The organism is Microbacterium sp. (assembly GCF_048259935.1).
Taxonomy (GTDB): Bacteria; Actinomycetota; Actinomycetes; order Actinomycetales; family Microbacteriaceae; genus Microbacterium.
The window spans coordinates 35,862-52,931 of sequence record NZ_JBLXHF010000008.1; the positions used below are offsets into that span (position 1 = coordinate 35,862).

At 64.7% G+C, this 17,070-nt stretch carries 15 protein-coding genes and 1 tRNA gene; 3 read left to right on the forward strand and 13 right to left on the reverse strand.

What is annotated here, in order from left to right; all coding sequences use genetic code 11:
* The first annotated feature begins 272 nt into the window (after window positions 1-272).
* A protein-coding gene (locus tag ACN0RC_RS13335) for an IS3 family transposase (RefSeq protein WP_223309011.1) occupies window positions 273-1,723 on the forward strand; the annotation gives its coding sequence in 2 pieces (ribosomal slippage) (window positions 273-648 and window positions 648-1,723; 1,452 coding nt in all).
* A 12-nt stretch (window positions 1,724-1,735) separates the two neighbouring features.
* Here ACN0RC_RS13335 and ACN0RC_RS13340 read toward each other — a convergent pair.
* The 9 genes from ACN0RC_RS13340 to ACN0RC_RS13380 form a co-directional block, all read right to left on the reverse strand.
* Window positions 1,736-2,656, reverse strand: coding sequence for a hypothetical protein (locus ACN0RC_RS13340; RefSeq protein ID WP_417512412.1), 921 nt, complete (start codon window positions 2,654-2,656; stop codon window positions 1,736-1,738).
* Between the two features lie 216 nt (window positions 2,657-2,872).
* Window positions 2,873-2,947: transfer RNA gene (locus ACN0RC_RS13345), tRNA-Gln, on the reverse strand.
* 103 nt (window positions 2,948-3,050) lie between these two features.
* Window positions 3,051-4,556: a glutamate--tRNA ligase gene (gene gltX / locus ACN0RC_RS13350; protein WP_417512413.1), complete on the reverse strand. Its 1,506-nt coding sequence runs from the start codon at window positions 4,554-4,556 to the stop codon at window positions 3,051-3,053.
* Between the two features lie 30 nt (window positions 4,557-4,586).
* Entirely contained in the window at window positions 4,587-5,843 is a 1,257-nt protein-coding gene (locus ACN0RC_RS13355) for an MFS transporter (RefSeq protein ID WP_417512414.1), read from the reverse strand.
* Entirely contained in the window at window positions 5,840-6,622 is a 783-nt protein-coding gene (locus tag ACN0RC_RS13360; RefSeq protein ID WP_417512415.1) for a fumarylacetoacetate hydrolase family protein, read from the reverse strand. The genes ACN0RC_RS13355 and ACN0RC_RS13360 overlap by 4 nt, the downstream gene beginning before the upstream one ends.
* A gap of 158 nt (window positions 6,623-6,780) precedes the next feature.
* Entirely contained in the window at window positions 6,781-7,761 is a 981-nt protein-coding gene (locus tag ACN0RC_RS13365; RefSeq protein WP_417512416.1) for a hypothetical protein, read from the reverse strand.
* Between the two features lie 207 nt (window positions 7,762-7,968).
* Entirely contained in the window at window positions 7,969-9,063 is a 1,095-nt protein-coding gene (locus tag ACN0RC_RS13370; RefSeq protein WP_417512417.1) for a branched-chain amino acid aminotransferase, read from the reverse strand.
* A gap of 45 nt (window positions 9,064-9,108) precedes the next feature.
* A complete protein-coding gene (locus ACN0RC_RS13375) occupies window positions 9,109-10,158 on the reverse strand; it encodes a 3-isopropylmalate dehydrogenase (protein ID WP_417512418.1) in 1,050 nt (349 codons plus the stop codon).
* Window positions 10,159-10,218: 60 nt separating this feature from the next.
* The gene (locus ACN0RC_RS13380) at window positions 10,219-11,754 is read right to left on the reverse strand and encodes an MFS transporter (RefSeq protein WP_417512419.1); all 1,536 of its coding nucleotides are present in this window, start codon (window positions 11,752-11,754) and stop codon (window positions 10,219-10,221) included.
* A gap of 61 nt (window positions 11,755-11,815) precedes the next feature.
* Here ACN0RC_RS13380 and ACN0RC_RS13385 point away from each other — a divergent pair, with 61 nt between their 5' ends.
* On the forward strand, window positions 11,816-12,358 hold the full coding sequence (locus ACN0RC_RS13385) for a TetR/AcrR family transcriptional regulator (RefSeq protein WP_417512420.1): 543 nt from the start codon (window positions 11,816-11,818) through the stop codon (window positions 12,356-12,358).
* A gap of 6 nt (window positions 12,359-12,364) precedes the next feature.
* Here ACN0RC_RS13385 and serA read toward each other — a convergent pair whose 3' ends face one another.
* The 3 genes from serA to ACN0RC_RS13400 all read right to left on the reverse strand — a co-directional run bounded on the left by serA (window position 12,365) and on the right by ACN0RC_RS13400 (window position 14,908).
* Complete coding sequence (serA, locus tag ACN0RC_RS13390; RefSeq protein WP_417512421.1) at window positions 12,365-13,969, reverse strand: phosphoglycerate dehydrogenase; 1,605 nt, start codon at window positions 13,967-13,969, stop codon at window positions 12,365-12,367.
* A gap of 124 nt (window positions 13,970-14,093) precedes the next feature.
* Window positions 14,094-14,429, reverse strand: coding sequence for a hypothetical protein (locus ACN0RC_RS13395; protein WP_417512422.1), 336 nt, complete (start codon window positions 14,427-14,429; stop codon window positions 14,094-14,096).
* Window positions 14,426-14,908 (reverse strand): hypothetical protein, encoded by a 483-nt coding sequence (locus ACN0RC_RS13400; RefSeq protein ID WP_417512423.1) that lies wholly within the window; start codon window positions 14,906-14,908, stop codon window positions 14,426-14,428. The genes ACN0RC_RS13395 and ACN0RC_RS13400 overlap by 4 nt, the downstream gene beginning before the upstream one ends.
* Window positions 14,909-14,981: 73 nt before the next feature.
* Here ACN0RC_RS13400 and ACN0RC_RS13405 point away from each other — a divergent pair, with 73 nt between their 5' ends.
* Window positions 14,982-15,914, forward strand: a complete 933-nt coding sequence (locus tag ACN0RC_RS13405) for a hypothetical protein (protein ID WP_417512424.1) — start codon at window positions 14,982-14,984, stop codon at window positions 15,912-15,914.
* 102 nt (window positions 15,915-16,016) lie between these two features.
* Here ACN0RC_RS13405 and ilvC read toward each other — a convergent pair whose 3' ends face one another.
* Window positions 16,017-17,045, reverse strand: coding sequence for a ketol-acid reductoisomerase (ilvC, locus tag ACN0RC_RS13410; protein ID WP_417512425.1), 1,029 nt, complete (start codon window positions 17,043-17,045; stop codon window positions 16,017-16,019).
* Window positions 17,046-17,070 lie beyond the last annotated feature (25 nt).

The following is a 17,070-nucleotide window of genomic DNA, read 5'->3' on the forward strand; positions in this document are numbered from 1 at the left end:
CCACTTCATCGTTGATACAGAGCCCCTCCAGCGGAGCTTAAACGAATGAGTGTGGCCTAATTGGGCCAAAGGTCACTAATGGCCAACAGCTATTGTTTCGGCAGCTGTGCTGCCTGCCAGGCCGCGCCGAGCGAAAAGTGGCCTGTCGCCCCAAAATGTGCCATCGCGTCGGCGACCCGGCGGCGGCCGGTGCCCTACGTGTCAGGGTTGAGTGAGTCCACCGGTTTATAGCAAGTCCGCCTCGTGGGGCGAGTTGAAGGATCACCAATCTGATGAGTTTGAGTTCCCCGGTCGCGGTCGTCGCGGCCGATGATGGAGTCGTGAGCGCACCCTCGATCCCGGACGGGCCGACGCGTCGGCGTTCGTTCTCGCCGGGCCAGAAGTTGCAGTACCTGTCCGAGTACGAGGTCGCGTGCGAGACGGGTGAGGGCGCGGGATACCTGCGCCGACATGGCCTGTACTCGTCGCTGATCTCGGAGTGGCGCAAGCAGCGCGACGCGGGTCTGCTGGAGGGCAAGAACCCCGGCGAAGCGGTCGGTCGTCCCAGCGCCGCGCAGGCCGAGAACGCCCGGTTGAAGGCGCAACTGCGGAAGGCCGAGGTGGAGTTGTCGATGACGCGGACGGCGTTGGAGATCATGGGAAAAGCGCACGCGCTCTTGGGGCAGATCTCCGAGAGCGCGGACACCGACCCGCGGCGCGGGAAGCGCTCATGAACACCTACGTCGAACTGGCCGCCGCGGACGTGCCGACCCGGCAGGCGGCAGCCCTGACCGGCGTGGCGCGTGCGACCGCGACCCGCGCCGCCTCCCGCGCACGCCGACCGGACCCCGAGCCGCCGTCGGCTCGTCCTGCCCCAGCGAACAAGCTCTCGAGCGTCGAGCGGTCGCTGGTGCTGTCCACGCTCAACAGTGACGAGTTCGTCGACAAGCCGCCGTTGCAGATCTATCCCATCCTGCTCGAGCGCGGCGAATACGTGGGCTCGGTCTCGACCATGTATCGGGTGCTGCGCGAGCACACGCAGGTACGGGAGCGGCGCCGGCTCGCGACCCATCCGCCGCGGAAGGTGCCGGAGCTGATCGCGACCGCCGTCGGGCAGGTCTATACCTGGGACATCACGAAACTCGCCGGCCCTGTCAAAGGCACGTACTACGACGCGTACGTGATGATCGACATCTTCTCCCGCTACATCGTCGGCGCCATCGTGCACGCCTGCGAGGACGGCCTACTCGCCAAGGAGATGATGACCGACGCGTTCGGGATCCACGGCACCCCCGAGGTCGTGCACTCCGACGGCGGCCCCTCGATGACGTCGAAGACCGTCCGCACACTGCTCGCCGATCTCGGCGTGACCGCGTCCCGCTCCCGACCGCACGTGTCCAATGACAACCCCTACTCCGAAGCGCTGTTCAAGACGATGAAGTACCTGCCCGTCTTCCCCGACCGGTTCGTCTCCCTCGCCCACGCACGGCAGTTCCTGGACGAATTCGTGCACGCCTACAACCACCACCACCGGCACACCGGCATCGGCATGCACACGCCCGCCGACGTGCACTACGGGCACGCCGACGCCATCGACCGCGACCGAGACGCCACACTCGAGGCCGCCCGCCGCGCCCACCCCGAACGGTTCACGACGCGACAGACGCGACCGAAGATCCTCGACCGAGACCCGGCCGCGTGGATCAACCAGCCACCAACCGACGAGATCCAACTCGCCGCCTAACACCCACCGGCCTCACTCGCCTTGACAAATTCCGGTGCGGGAAGCAACCCCGAGTGCCGACGAGGCCGCATCCATCGTCATACCCTGGTTCATGAGCCGCATCATGCCATCCCACGCATGGCCCTCATCGCCCAAATGCATGCGCATCAGCGACTCCACTGAGACCGACTCTGCCCAGACGCGATCGTAGACCCAGGTGAGCACCGCGGCGAGTGCGGGGGACTGAATCGCGATGACGCTCGATGGCCACGCTTCACCCCACTTCAGCGGTAGGCCGACCGTTTCGTGGTCGGCAACCCAGAAGAAGCTCGGCGGGTTCGGGTGCATCCTGATCTGCACCCCCGAGTCGAGTTCACCCTGTACCCGGTCGTAGCCAGCCGGGTTGGTGGCATCGGACAGGCTCATGAGCAGGCGCACATCGACCTTGTGGCCCGAGCGTGCCGCCCAGAATGAGGCCTGGTATTCGCTTTGCGGCGAAAAGAGCGCACTCGTGTCGGGCATGCACACGTCTGTGATCTTGGGCACTCGGCGAGTGAACTGCAGCCGCCACATGTCGGCCGGCGCCCACGGGCCGTGCGTGATCTCAACCTGCAGGTTCGGTGCGGCGGAGGTGCCCTCTGACCAGGCCTGCACGAGGCCGGGCACCGTGCCGAGCACACGCTGGGCGTCACCGAGCGCGTCCTCAAGCTGCAGCCGAACCTGGCTGAGTAAAGTTTCGGTGAGGCCAGCAGCTGCAGCCTCGGGCCTGCGGTAGGTGATGACATCGTTCGTGATGCTGACAAAGCCAAGGTGCTCAAGCGCGTCGAGTGATGCGCGAATATTGGTTTCGCTCTCGCCGGTGAGCTCGGCGAGAGCTCCGGGTGACTCGGGTCGGCTGCGCAGCGCCGTGTCAAGTAGGGGTGTCAACTGTGGCAGTTGCTGCAGACGATCCAAGTGTGCCTCCGTGACCCAAGTTCTACGGTGCACTTCGGTGTGCGTCGTGCGCCAATCGTACATCGGTGCTGTTGGCCGATTTGCTGGCAGCTGTGAGGACCCGGCTCAGGACGCCCTAAACGGTAAAAGCGAAAGCCCCTCGTATTGCTACGAAGGGCTCCCTAAACCGAAACGAGCTTGTCTCGCCATTTGATCATGGTTCGACAAACTCGTATGTGGCTGGGGTACCTGGACTCGAACCAAGAATGGCGGTACCAGAAACCGCTGTGTTGCCAATTACACCATACCCCAAGGGCGAAACCTGAGCTTCGCACAAGAGATAACTTTACCCGATCTTGGCGCTCCCACCAAAACGCGCCCGGAGGCAGAGTTCCCCCGGGCGCGTCGTGATGAGTCAGTTGTTCAGATGCTCCGCGAGAGCGCGCAGACGCTTGAGCGACTCCTCTTTGCCGAGCAGCTCCATCGACTCGAACAGCGGCGGCGACACACGGCGACCGGTGATCGCCACGCGCGGAGGACCGTAGGCGATTCGCGGCTTGAGTTCGAGCTTCTCGACGAGTGCTGTGGCGAGGGCGTCCTGGATCTTCTCCGGGGTGAACTCGGTCACCGGCTCAAGAGCCGCGACACAGGCGTCGAGAACCTCGACGGCGTTCGCTGGCAGCCCCTTGAGAGCATCCGCATCGTAGGAGATCTCATCTGTGAAGAGGAAGCCGACCATTCCCGGTACGTCACCCAGCAGCTGTACGCGCTCCTGCACGAGAGGTGCGACACGGAACGCGAGTACGAGCTGCTCGTGGGTCGGCTCGTCGAAGAGACCGGCTGCGGCGAGGTACGGGATCGTGCGCTCTGCGAAGTCCTTCTCGCCCAGCATCCGGATGTGGTCGCCGTTGATCGATTCGGCCTTCTTCTGGTCGAAGCGGGCCGGGTTCGGGTTGACGTTCTCGATATCGAACGCGGCAGTGAACTCCTCGAGGGAGAACACGTCGCGATCAGGGCCGATCGACCAGCCGAGCAGCGCGAGATAGTTCAGCAGTCCCTCGTGGATGAATCCACGCTGACGATGCAGGAACAGGTCAGCCTGCGGGTCACGCTTGGAGAGCTTCTTGTTGCCGGTCTCACCCAGCACGAGCGGCATATGCGCGAAGCGCGGCACGAACGTCGTGACACCCGCGTCGATGAGAGCCGCATACAGCGCGAGCTGCCGAGCGGTGGACGGCATGAGGTCCTCGCCGCGCAGCACATGTGTGACGCCCATCAGCGCATCGTCGACAGGGTTGACGAAGGTGTACAGCGGAATGCCGTTGGGGCGCACGACCACGAAGTCAGGGAAGGACCCCGCGGGGAAAGTCACCTCGCCGCGGATCAGATCGACGTACGTGAGGTCCTCGTCCGGTACGCGCAGTCGCAGTGCGGGCTGACGGCCCTCAGCACGGAAAGCGGCCTTCTGCTCATCGGTGAGCTCGCGATCGTAGTTGTCGTAGCCGAGCTGCTTCGCACGGCCATTCGCCTCGTTGCGGGCGTCGATCTCTTCTGCGTTCGAGAAGCTCTCGTAGATCGCGCCTGCCGCGAGCAGCTTGTCGATGACACCACGGTAGATGTCATGACGCTCGGACTGACGGTAGGGCCCGTGCGGTCCGCCGACCTCGACGCCCTCGTCCCAATCGATCTCCATCCAGCGCAGCGCATCGAGCAGCTGCTGGTAGCTCTCCTCACTGTCGCGCGCCGCATCGGTGTCTTCGATGCGGAAGACGAGCTTGCCGCCGTTGTGCCGCGCATACGCCCAGTTGAACAGAGCTGTCCGGATCAAGCCGACGTGCGGAAGACCAGTCGGAGACGGGCAGAAGCGCACGCGCACATCGGAGCCGGTTGCGGTCGTGGTGAGGGGGTGAGGAGTAGCCATATCACTTCAATCCTACGCGGGGGCGTGCACTCACGCGGTGCGCGTCCGGCCGAGAGGAGATGCGATGACGATCGCGACGACCACAACCGCAGCGATGACCGCGAGCCCGGAGTACTGGAAGTTCGACATGATGACCCCTGCGAGCACAGCGCCACCTGCCCCGCAGAAGCTCATGAGCGAGTCGCTGCGACCCTGGCGTCTCGTGCGCAGGGCTGGTGTCGTCGCTTCGGTCAGCAGGGCAGCGCCGGAGACCGTCGAGGCGCTCCATCCGAGTCCCAGCAGAACCAGCGCGATCATGACACCGCCGGCCTGATCGTTCATGAAGAACGCGAAGGCGAGGGATGCGCCGAGCAGCGCCTGTCCTAGTAGAACGACTCGCAGCCGGCCCCAGCGATCGGCGAGAATGCCGAACACCGGCGAGAGCGCGTACATGCCGGCCACGTGAGCGGCGATCGTGACCCCGACGAGTGTGGTGACATCTGTCGAGGTCGCATGCCCGCCGTGCGCATCCTGCGCCATGTGCGAGAGATGGATCGGGGTCATCGCCATCACGGACACCATCACGATGTGCGCACCGGCGATGGCGAACATCGCATACCGGGCAACAGTCGGGTGATCGCGACGCTGTTCACTCTGAGCCTGATTCGCCGATGATGCGAGGATTCGCTGCGAGAGAAGCAGCGGATCAGGCCTCAGCGCCACGATGTACAGGATGAATGCCGCTACCTGAGCGACGAGCGAGAACAGGTAGGAACCGGTCTGCGGCGGCATCCCTATCGCTTGACCGACGATCTCCCCCGGCCCGAGCAGCAACGGTCCCGTCACTCCCCCGATCGTCGTCGCCCAGACGACGATCGACAGGTCGCGCCCTCGATGACGAGGAGAGGCGAGATCGGTCGCCGCGAAGCGCGACTGAAGGTTGCCCGCGTTGCCTGCACCGATCATCACGATGCCGACCAGCAGGAGCGGGAAGATGCGCAGAGCTGCGGCCAGGATGACGACGGCGATCCCGACGAGCGCAAAGAGATTGCCCAGAGTGAGGGCCCAACGCCTGCCGAGTTTCATCGCCAGACGCGCCAGTGGTATCGCACACAGCGCAGCGCCGAGCGTGACCGATGCCGTCGCGAGCCCCGATAGGGCGTCGTCTCCCGAGACGTCTGCGGCGAGCAGCGCGCCGAGCGATACCGTCGCACCGAACGCGATGCCACCGAGCACCTGCCCCGACGACAGGACGATCACCGTGCGGCGCTGGATCGCCTGCTGTCGATCGAGAGTGGGCAGGGTCATGCCGGAGGAAGCGCGTCGCGCACGGAATTGCGCAGGATGCCGATGCCTGAGACCTCGACCTCGACGGTGTCGCCAGCGACGAAGGGCCCGACACCCGCCGGGGTGCCGGTGAGAATGACGTCTCCAGGCAGCAGGGTGAAGACCGCAGAGGCGTACTCGATGATCTCGTCGACGGAGTGGATCAGGTCGCTGAGCGGCGCGCTCTGGCGCACTTCGCCATTCACACGGGTCTCGAGCGTGGCATCCGTCGGGTCGAACTCCGTCTCGATGACCGGCCCCAGCGGGCAGAAGGTGTCAAAGCCCTTGCCACGCGTCCACTGCCCGTCCTTCTGCTGCAGGTCACGCGCAGTGACGTCGTTGCCCACCGTGTAGCCGAACACGTAGTCCTGGGCGTTCTCCGCCTTCACGTTCTTGGCAATACGGCCGATCACGACGGCGAGCTCACCTTCGTAATCGGTGCGCTCGGACAGCGACGGACGCACGATCGTGTCGCCGGGACCGATCACCGACGTGTTGGGCTTGAGGAAGAGCAGCGGCTCTTCAGGAGCTGCTCCCCCCATCTCGGCGGCGTGATCGTGGTAGTTCTTACCGACGCAGACAACCTTCGAGCGCGGAATCACCGGTGCGAGCAGAGCTGCATCCGCAAGCGGAACACGCTCGCCCGTCGTGTCGAACCCGGCGAACATCGGGTCACCGGCGAGCACGACGAGCTCGTTCTCCTCCTCGTCGAGGATGCCGTACTGGATAGCGTCATTGTGGCTGAATCGCGCGATCTTCACTCGCTCAGCCTATTCCCCTCTGCCGACGTTCTCACCTCCCCCACCTCACCCCCTACTTCGCCGAGACCCCAGCTTGCAGCCGAGACCCCCGCGTATCAGCGGCGCGAACGAGGGGTCTCGGCGAGAGCCAGGGGTCTCAGTGGCTTAATCCGGCGAGCTCAACCCGGCGGAGCGAGCCCGAACGCTGCGAGGCGGGCACCAAGAGCGTCAGCGGACGCAATATGAGCACCGCCCCATCGACGGACGCCCCATCCCGTGACACCACGGATGTCGTCCTCGCGCCATTTCTCGGCCAGGACGGCCTCAGCGGGGGTGGGCGCAGTGCGCAGGTCGGACTCGAGGTACTTGCCCTCACCATCGAACTCGCCGAAGTTTCGGGAGCGCGGAAACCCGAAATCCAAGAAGTACCGATCCCCCTCTGAGCCTGTCACAGGCACTTGCAGCATCAGGTCGCGGAACCCGAGTCGCCACAGCTGAAGTCGACTGACACTCTCACCCGGCAGTTGCGCGCGTCCGTCGGCGAAATCCGCCGTCCAGCGCACTCGCCGGACACCTCGCAGTCCCGGTTTCGCCAGCCGCAGCAGCTGTTCTTTCCATCCGGCTGCGGCGTCAGCATCCTGCCGATGGTTTGACACCGCCACCGATCTGACTGCCGCATCCGCTGCAGATACCGCGGCTTCCATCGACATGGTCCGCGCCAGATCGAACACGGTTCGCGCCAGAGACGTGCAGCGAAACCCGTGGCGTACGACGATATCCTCCTCGGCCACCTCGATGTCATGTCGAGCAATCCCCGATACGGAGCGCGTGTGGCGTGTCCCTGTGATGAGGGTGTGGACGACGGCATCCTCAGCGCGGTAGATCGGCAAGCCCCAGAGCACCGCCGCGGACAGCTGCATGAACACGGGTCCCGGTCGAGGACTTGAACGTGCGTGCGCGATCACCCGCAGCAGGTGTTGCCCCTCACTCCACAGATCCCTCCAGGTCGCGCCATCGACGTAGTAGCCACGATGAACGCGCACGAACGTGCCCACGGAAAGGAGCTCCCGCAGCTGTCGCTCGGTGATCCCAGTGCTCAAAACGTCAGCGCGCGTTCTCAGCAGCGCATCGGCTTGATCGAAGGTGAGTCGTCTCGGCATCCCGCGAGTATGCACCCCGCGTCACCGCCCCACTCGCTCCTCCACAGCCCGCGTCTGTTCATTTGCGATGTGCAGAACCAGTCGCGCTGGCGGCGAGACCCCTGATAGACGTCGAGACCCCGTCGTATGGGTGTCCATACGACGGGGTCTCGGCAGGAACTGGGGGTCTCGGCGAAGGGGGCGGAGGTGGGCGAAGGGGGCGAGAACTCAGGCGTCGAGCCTGTAGAGCCAGCCGTGCTTGTCGGTCGCGCGCCCGTACTGGATGTCGGTGAGCTCTTCGCGCAGCGAGAGAGCGAGGTCACCGGTCGGCTGCTCCTCTTCGAAGTCAGCCGTGACAAGAGCACCGATCGGTGTGACGACTGCGGCAGTGCCACACGCGAACACCTCGATGATGTCGCCCGATGCCACCCCGTCTCGCCATTCCTGCAGCGAGACAGCCCGGCGCTCGACGGTGTGCCCGCGGTCCTCTGCGAGTTGCAGCAGCGAGTCACGAGTGATGCCCTCGAGGATGCTGTCGGACTGGGGGGTGACGATGCGTCCGTCCTTGTACACGAATACGACGTTCATGCCGCCGAGCTCTTCGACGTTGCCGTCCTGGTCGAGGAACACGACCTGGTCACAGCCCTTGTCGTAGGCCTCAGCCTGCGGCAAAAGGCTCGACGCGTAGTTGCCGCCCGTCTTCGCCGCCCCCGTGCCGCCCTTGCCCGCGCGGGTGTAAGTCTCGGACAGCCAGATGCGCACCGGCTTCACTCCGCCCTTGAAGTAAGAGCCGGCAGGGCTGGCGATCAGGTAATACGCGACTTTCTGCGCCGGGCGAACGCCGAGGAACGCCTCTTTCGCGAACAGGAACGGCCGCAGGTACAGGCTCTGGTCTGCTCCCGACGGCGTCCAGGCACCGTCGACGGCGATGAGTTCGCGCAGCGACTGCAGGAAGTACTCGGTCGGAAGCTCTGGGAGTGCCATCCGGCGGGCGCTGCGCTGCATGCGCTCTGCGTTCGCCTGAGGGCGGAAGGTATAGATCGAACCATCGGCGTGACGATACGCCTTGATCCCTTCGAACACTTCCTGACCGTAGTGCAGCACTGCCGCAGCCGGGTCGAGCGCGATCGGTCCGTAAGGCTGCACCCGGGGACGGTGCCAGCCCCCACGCGTCGACCAACAGATATCGACCATGTGGTCGGTGAAGACCGTGCCGAATCCGGGGTTCTTGAGAGCCTCTTCGCGCTCAGCGGGAGCCTTGGCGGCGAGGTTCTTGGTCACAGCGAACTCGAGCGGGGCGAGTTCGGTTTCGATCGGTGTCATTGTCACATCCTGCGTTCGTTGCGGCGGCGCTCGCGTGCGTCCAGATTACGCCTGAAGCTTTGCGATGATGGCGTCGCCGACCTGTGTGGTTGTCCTCGAGCCGTCCCGTTCGGAGATGTCGGCTTCCACCGCGCTGGCGATTCGAGCGGCTTCCTCGGTGAGCCCGAGATGATCGAGCAGCAGTGATGCCGACAGGATCGCCGCAGTGGGGTCAGCCTTCTGCTGCCCTGCGATGTCAGGGGCCGAACCGTGAACGGGTTCGAAGATCGAGGGGAATTCGCCTGAGGGGTTGATGTTGCCCGATGCGGCGAGGCCGATGCCACCGGTGACGGCACCTGCCAGATCCGTGAGGATGTCACCGAAGAGGTTGTCGGTGACGATCACATCGAAGCGGGACGGGTTCGTGACCAAGAAGATCGTCGCCGCGTCGACGTGCAGATAGTCTACGGCCACGCCAGGATGCTCCGCAGCCACTTCGTTCACAATGCGCTGCCACATCCCTCCAGCGTTCACGAGCACGTTCGTCTTGTGCACGAGGGTCAGCGTGCGCCGCCGGCGTTCTGCGAGCTCGAACGCGTGGCGAACCAAGCGCTCGACGCCGTAGGCGGTGTTGACGCTGGTCTCGATGGCGACCTCGTGCACGGTACCGCTGCGGATCACACCGCCGTTGCCCGTGTAGGGCCCTTCAGTACCTTCACGAACGACGACGAAGTCGATCTCTCCCGGGTTGGAGAGCGGCCCGGGAGCACCGGCGTACAGCTTCGACGGCCGCAGGTTCACGTAGTGGTCGAGAGAGAACCGCAGCTTCAGGAGCAGATCGCGTTCGATGCTGACGTTCTTCAGTCGCGGGTCACCGGGCTGTCCGCCGACAGCACCGAGCAGCACGGCATCCTGTGCCTTGATCGATGCGAGGTCCTCGTCGGTGAGGATGTCGCCGGTCTCGAGGTAGCGCGCTGCTCCCAGCACGAAGCGAGTCTTCTCGAAGGTCACATCGCTGTGTGCGGTGACTGTGTCGAGAACGCGTTCGGCCTCAGCAATAACCTCTGGACCGATTCCATCGCCAGGGATGATTGCCAGCTTCACAACACGCGACATGCGTACTCCTTGCATCGGGTTTCCCGCGCACAACGACGGGCAGATCATCCCAGCGTACTGTCAGCGCGGACGTGCCACACGCAATGTGGCAGCGGCGATCACTGCGGCGATGACGACCAGTGCGGCACCGATCAGAGCGGTGATGGTCACCCCGGAATCGAAGGCGGCTGCTGCCGCGGTCCACAGTGAACTGCGAAGCGGTTCATCAAGCTGCTGCGCGGCCGTATAGGCACCTGCGAGAGTCTCGCGCGCTGTCGCCGCCGCATCCGCGGGGATGGCTTCTGGAATGACGAGAGCGCCCCGGTAGAACGCCGTGATGATTCCCCCGAGCACCGCGGTCCCGAGTACGGCGCCGAGTTCGTACGCCGTCTCGGAGACTGCACTGGCGGCACCCGCTTTCGAGGCGGGGGCACTCGAGAGAATCAGCTCGTTGGAGATCGTCTCGGCCGCGCCGATTCCGATCCCCAGCACCACGAATGCCAGCACGAGCGGCATCACGCCATGACCTTCGGTCGTGAACGCCACCAGGATGTAGCCGATCACGGAGAACGCGAGGGCTGCGGGCACGACGATGTGCGGAGGCACCCGGCGCGAGATCGGGACCACCGTCAGCCCGGCCACGATGACCGCGATCATGCCGGGAACGAGAGCGAGTCCTGCCAGCATCGGCGACATCCCCAGCACGAGCTGAAGATGTTGCGGCACGAAGTACAGGAATCCGACCAGCGCCACCACGCTCAACAGGTTCACCAGGATCGCACCGGAGAACGTCCCCCGACGGAACAGGGCCATGTCGAGCATCGGGATCGGTGCGCGAAGCTGGCGGCGCACGAACAGCACGCCCATGACGATGCCCCCCAGCGCCCACGCGGCGCCGATCAGCGTCGGGCCGTCCACAGCGAAGGACTTGATGGCGTAGACGACCGGAATCATCGCGGCCATCGAGAGCAGGATGCTGATCGGGTCGATCCGCCCCGGATTCGGGTCGCGGCTCTCTGGCACGAGCAGCGGCGCGGCGATCAGAAGCGGAATAAGCACCGGCACGGCGATGAGGAACACAGATCCCCACCCGAAGTGCTCCAGCAGAAAACCGCCGACGATCGGACCGAGCGCTGACCCCGCAGAGAATGCGGATGCCCAGACAGCGATGGCCATGCGGCGCTGGTCTCGGTTCTGGAAGATCGAGCGCAGCAGCGACAGAGTCGACGGCATGAGCATCGCCCCGAAGAATCCGAGCATCACACGCGCCGCGATCAGGAGCCCAGCGGTCGGGGCGAACGCGGCGAGCACCGAGACTGCCGCGAATCCGGTCGCGCCGACCAGAAGCATCCGTCGGCGTCCGAACCGGTCGCCGAGCGTTCCCATCGTCACCAGGAGCCCCGCCAGCACGAGCGGGTAGGCGTCGATGATCCACAGCTGCTGCGCACCGGAAGGCGCAAGAGCCAGCGAGATCTCGGGCAGCGCGAAGCTCAGGACGGTGTTGTCGACAGAGACGAGCAGCACAGGGAGCATGAGGACGACGAGCGCCAGCCATCCGCGCGCGCCTGCGCGCGGTGCGTTGAAGCCAGCGGTGTCCGTCGACGGAGAGTTGGTCATGAGTTCCTCATCAGAGATGACGATCCTGTTACTAAACCGTCCGGCTGGTATAGTAACAGATATGTCCCGCCCTCCCCTGGCACGCGAACGCGTCCTCGACGCCTTCGAAGCGATCCTCGTCGAGGGCGGCGAACGAACGGCCACTCTGGAGGCCACCGCGAAATCGGCGGGAGTGTCCAAGGGCGGGCTGCTTTACCACTTCGCTTCGAAGGACGACCTCGCTGCGGGCATGATCACACGCCTTGAGCGTCTCGTCGAAGCAGACCTCGAAGAGATGGCTGCGGCATCCGAGGGCCCTGTCGCGTACTACATCCGCACATCCGTCATGGAGAACGAGCCGCTCGACCGTGCGCTCATCGCCGTCTCTCGCCTCGCTCAGGGCGGATCACCCAGCGCTGTGCGCGCACTGCGCGACACCCGGCGCAGCTGGGGCGAAGCGATCAGGCCGCATGTGCGCGACGAGACCGCACTCGACCTCGTACTCCTCGTCAGCGACGGGCTGTACTTCAACAATTCACTCGACGCGCAGGGCCTTGAACCGCTGGTCCCCCGCGATGCCGAGCTGCGCGCGCTCGTCGATCTGGTGACGCGCGCAGCCACCTGAGTCGGCTCAGACCTCGGCGATCTCGATCTGCTTCATGACCTTGGCCTCGATAGCCTCGCCGACCTCGTCGAGCAGCTCATCCGGAACCCGGGAGTCGACGGTGAGAACGGTGAGCGCCTCGCCACCGGCGGCACGGCGCGCGACCTGCATGCCTGCGATGTTGATGCCTGCGTCACCGAATTTCTGGCCGTAGATCGCGACGATGCCGGGACGATCGATGTACTGCATGACGATGTGGTTCGTCTCGATCGGAACCTCGATGTCGTGACCGTTGATGCCGACGATCTTCTCCACCATTCGGGTGCCTGCGAGGGTCCCCGCGACAGAGAGAACAGTGCCGTCGGCGAGGGCGCCGCGAAGCGTGGTGAGGTTGCGGTACTCGGGGCTTTCCTTCTCGACGATCAGACGCGTTTCGATGCCGCGCTGTTCGGCGAACAGCGGTGCGTTGACGTAGGAGACGTTCTCGCTGACCACGTTGGAGAGAATGCCCTTGAGGGCTGCGAGCTTGTACACGCTCACGTCGTACTCTGCGAGCTCGCCGCGAACCTCGATGTCGAGCGTCGTGACCGCCGAACCTGCCAGTCCGCTGAAGACCTGACCGAGCTTCTCGACCAGCGCGATTCCAGGACGCACGAACGGGTCGATCACGCCACCGGCGACGTTCACCGCATCCGGTACGAGGTCTCCCTCGAGCGCGAGCCTGACCGAGCGGGCCACCGAAACGCCGGCCTTCTCCTGCGCGTCGTCCGTCGAGGCTCCCAGGTGGGGTGTGACGACGACGTTCGGCAGCGCGAGCAGGTCGTGTGCAGAACCGCCCTCTGCAGGAGGCTCCGAGGTGAACACGTCGAGGCCGGCTCCGGCGATCTCGCCGTTCTGCAGAGCAGTGCGCAGTGCGACCTCGTCGATCAGGCCGCCACGGGCGACGTTGATGACGTACGCCGTGTTCTTCATCGCAGTGAACTGCTCTGCACCGATCATGCCCGCCGTCTCGGGGGTCTTCGGCATGTGAATGGTGAGGAAGTCGACCTCGGCGACGAGCTCATCAAGGGTGCGCAGCTCGACACCGAGCTGCTGGGCGCGAGCGCTTGTCACGTAGGGGTCGTACGCCACGATCTTCATGCCGAACGACTGCATGCGCGCAGCGACCAGCGCACCGATTCGACCGAGACCGACGATACCGAGCGTCTTCTCGAACAGCTCGGTTCCGGTGTACGAGCTGCGCTTCCACGCTCCGCCTGCGAGCGATGCATTAGCAGCCGGTACGTGGCGGGCCAGGCTCAGGATGTGAGCGCAGGTGAGCTCCGCGGCAGAGATGATGTTCGAGGTCGGGGCGTTGACCACCATGACCCCAGCCTTGGTCGACGCCGGGATATCGACGTTGTCGAGGCCGACACCGGCACGGGCGATCACCTTGAGCTTGGGAGCGTGGCCGAGAGCCTCCGCATCCATCTTCGTCGCCGAGCGCACCAGAACCGCGTCTGCATCTGCCAGCGCTGAGAACAGCGCTTCCCGATCCGTGCCGTCCACCTGCCGGACGTCGAAATCGGGGCCGAGCGCCTCGATCGTTGCGGGTGAGAGGACTTCGGCAATGAGCACGACGGGCTTTGGCACAGGCGGATCCTTCGAGTTGGCGGCACAGCGCGGATGGGATCGATGCGCCGCACACCGTCGGGGGCGCGATCGTGTCCAGACTACCGGAGGCTTGCGTGTGCTCCGTTCATGTGACGCGCGCAGGTCACGACGTCAACGACAGCGGGTTGACCGCGCTGAGGGCGACGACGTTGATCCAGAACACCGCGACCAGCCCGAGCCCCGCGAGCATCACTGCGCTGAGTTCCAACGCACTACGGCGCCTGCCGAGAGCAAATGCCCCGGCGAACACGAGGACCGGGAACAGCACCGAGAAGATCAGCACGAACCAGCCATAGGCGTTCAGCCCGAGCTGCGCGAATGTCACGAGATAGGCGATCGCATTCCACACGCCGTACGCGTAGAAGAGCCCCGCGGCACCGATGATGATCGTCTTCAGAATACCCAGCGAAGACCGGCTCTGCACCGTCTGCTCGCTCATGCTCCCACCGCCCCTGTCATCACGAATGGCCATGGCACGAGCAGCGCAACACCCACGAGGAGCCAAAGGATGCGCTGCCAGGATGGCGAGCGACGAGTGAGCAGCCACACCGCGGTGAACCACAGCGCCGGCGCCAGCACCGCAGCCCAGACCCCGACCTGGTACATCACGTTCGGGATGAGGAAGAGCGCGCCCACCTGCAGTCGGAAACCGCCGATGACCCATCCGATCGTGTAGAGCAGATAGATCCCGCCGACGATCCCCACCAGCAGCAGCATCGGAGTACTCAGCGCGGGCTGTTCCTCCGAGTCAGCGAAGGCGCCGTCGGAATCGGAATGCTCGACCGTCGTGCTGTCTCTGCCGACGGCCTTCCACCCCTTCGGAAGCTGCGGCTCGCGCTCGGGCTCGGCCGCGCTCTTCCGATCTGGGTGATCGTTATCGCCATCCCAGGAGAGAGCGTCGTCCGCATCCGATGTCATGGCTCCAGCGTAGCCACCCGCAGGTGCTGCCGATATGCTCAGGGAGTTCACAGCATCACAAGGGAGATCCACCGTGGCCGAGCGCAAGAAAAAACCGACCGCATCCGAAGTCACATCGACAGCGGAACGCACGTGGACCCCGACTGCGGAGGCCAAGCAGAAGGCCACGATGTTCCGCTGGATCGCCATGGTGCTCTGGATCGTCGCGATCGCAGCCGAGGCCGTAGCCATCTTCTGGTTGCTTCGTCAGCGCGAATACGTAGGCGAGGACGGCGTCCTCGTCCGCAACGCCGAAACGGGCCTGCTCGAGGAACAGGGCGTTTCCGCTCAATTCCCGCAGTGGGCGTTCATCACCCTGATCGTGATGCTGGTCGTGATCGCTGCGCTGTCGATCACCGGTTCTTTCCTCTGGAAGAAGGCGAACAAGCTCGACCCGGCGAAGAAGTCAGACACGGTGAGGTTTTTCGTCCAGAATCAGCTGGGTGCGATCATCGCCGTGATCGCTTTCCTGCCGCTGGTCATCCTGATCTTCCTCAACAAGGACATGGACAAGGGTCAGAAGACGACGGCCGGCATCGTGGGTGTCGTTCTCGCCGTCGCTGCTGTCGCACTCGGCATCGACTACAACCCGTCATCCGTCGAGCAGTACACCGCCGACCAGTCGACGGTCATCCAGCTACTTGGACAGGACGAGGTCGTCTGGGTGGATGGCGGATCCGTGTACCACGTGTGCGACGAGGTCTCAGATATCCAGACCGGCAGCGAGAAGCGCACCGGCACGACGGCCCAGGCCGTCGAAGCCGGAAAGATCCGTCTGACACTGAAGTTCGCCTCCGAGCTGCGCACGTGCGGCCTCGCGGTGCCGGAGAATGCTGACGAGATCGCTGACGCACTCCGCGCGATCCAGGGTGGAGCGGTAGACACCATGCTCCCCGCTCCGGTCTGGGCGGACCCTGCGGATGCCCCGATCGAGATTCAGGATGCGTCGGCCAGCGAGAGCGAATAGCTCGTCTCCACAACCCGCGGTGCTCCCTCAGTCGAGCGGCATCCTGCCGAACAACGAGTAAGGGCGCCCCGCGAGGGGCGCCCTTACTCGTGAAGCGGTGGATCAGCGCGCGGCAGAGCCGTCGACGTAGTCCTCGTCCTGCTGCTTCCAAGCGAAGAGTGAACGCAACTCCTTGCCGGTCACCTCGATCGGGTGCTTCTCTTCCTTGGCACGCAGCTCCTGGAACTCCTTCGCACCGTTGTCCTGGTCTTCGATGAAGCGCTTGGCGAAGGCACCGGACTGGATGTCGGCGAGAACGCCCTGCATGTTCTCCTTGACGCGAGCGTCGATCACGCGGGGACCGGAGACGTAGTCGCCGTACTCAGCGGTGTCGGAGATCGACCAGCGCTGCTTGGCGATGCCACCCTCCCACATGAGGTCGACGATGAGCTTGAGCTCGTGCAGCACCTCGAAGTACGCGATCTGCGGCTGGTAGCCCGCTTCGGTCAGGGTCTCGAAGCCCGCCTGTACGAGGTGGCTGACACCACCGCAGAGCACAGCCTGTTCACCGAACAGGTCGGTCTCGGTCTCTTCGGTGAAGGTCGTCTTGATGACGCCCGCACGGGTGCCACCGATGGCCTTCGCGTAGGACAGCGCAAGCGCCCAGGCCTGACCCGAAGCGTCCTTCTCGACGGCGATGATGTCCGGGATGCCACGGCCGGCGACGAACTCGCGGCGGACGGTGTGTCCAGGAGCCTTCGGGGCGACGAGGATGACATCGACACCCTCAGGCGCGTCGATGTAGCCGAAGCGGATGTTGAAGCCGTGGGCGAATGCCAGCGTCTTGCCTGCGGAGAGGTTCGGGGCGATCGACTCCGAGTAGATGGTGCGCTGGTGCTGGTCCGGAGCCAGGATCATGATGACGTCGGCCCAAGCGGTAGCATCCGCGACGTTCTTGACCGGGAAGCCGGCCTCTTCAGCCTTGGCGATCGACTTCGAGCCGTCCTTCAGCGCGATGGCGACCTCGACGCCCGAGTCGCGCAGGTTCATCGCGTGGGCGTGGCCCTGCGAGCCGTAGCCGACGATCGCGACCTTCTTGCCCTGGATAAGGGACAGATCGGCGTCGTCGTCGTAGAAGATCTCAGTACTCACGTTGTGTTTCTCCTTGATTGTGGTT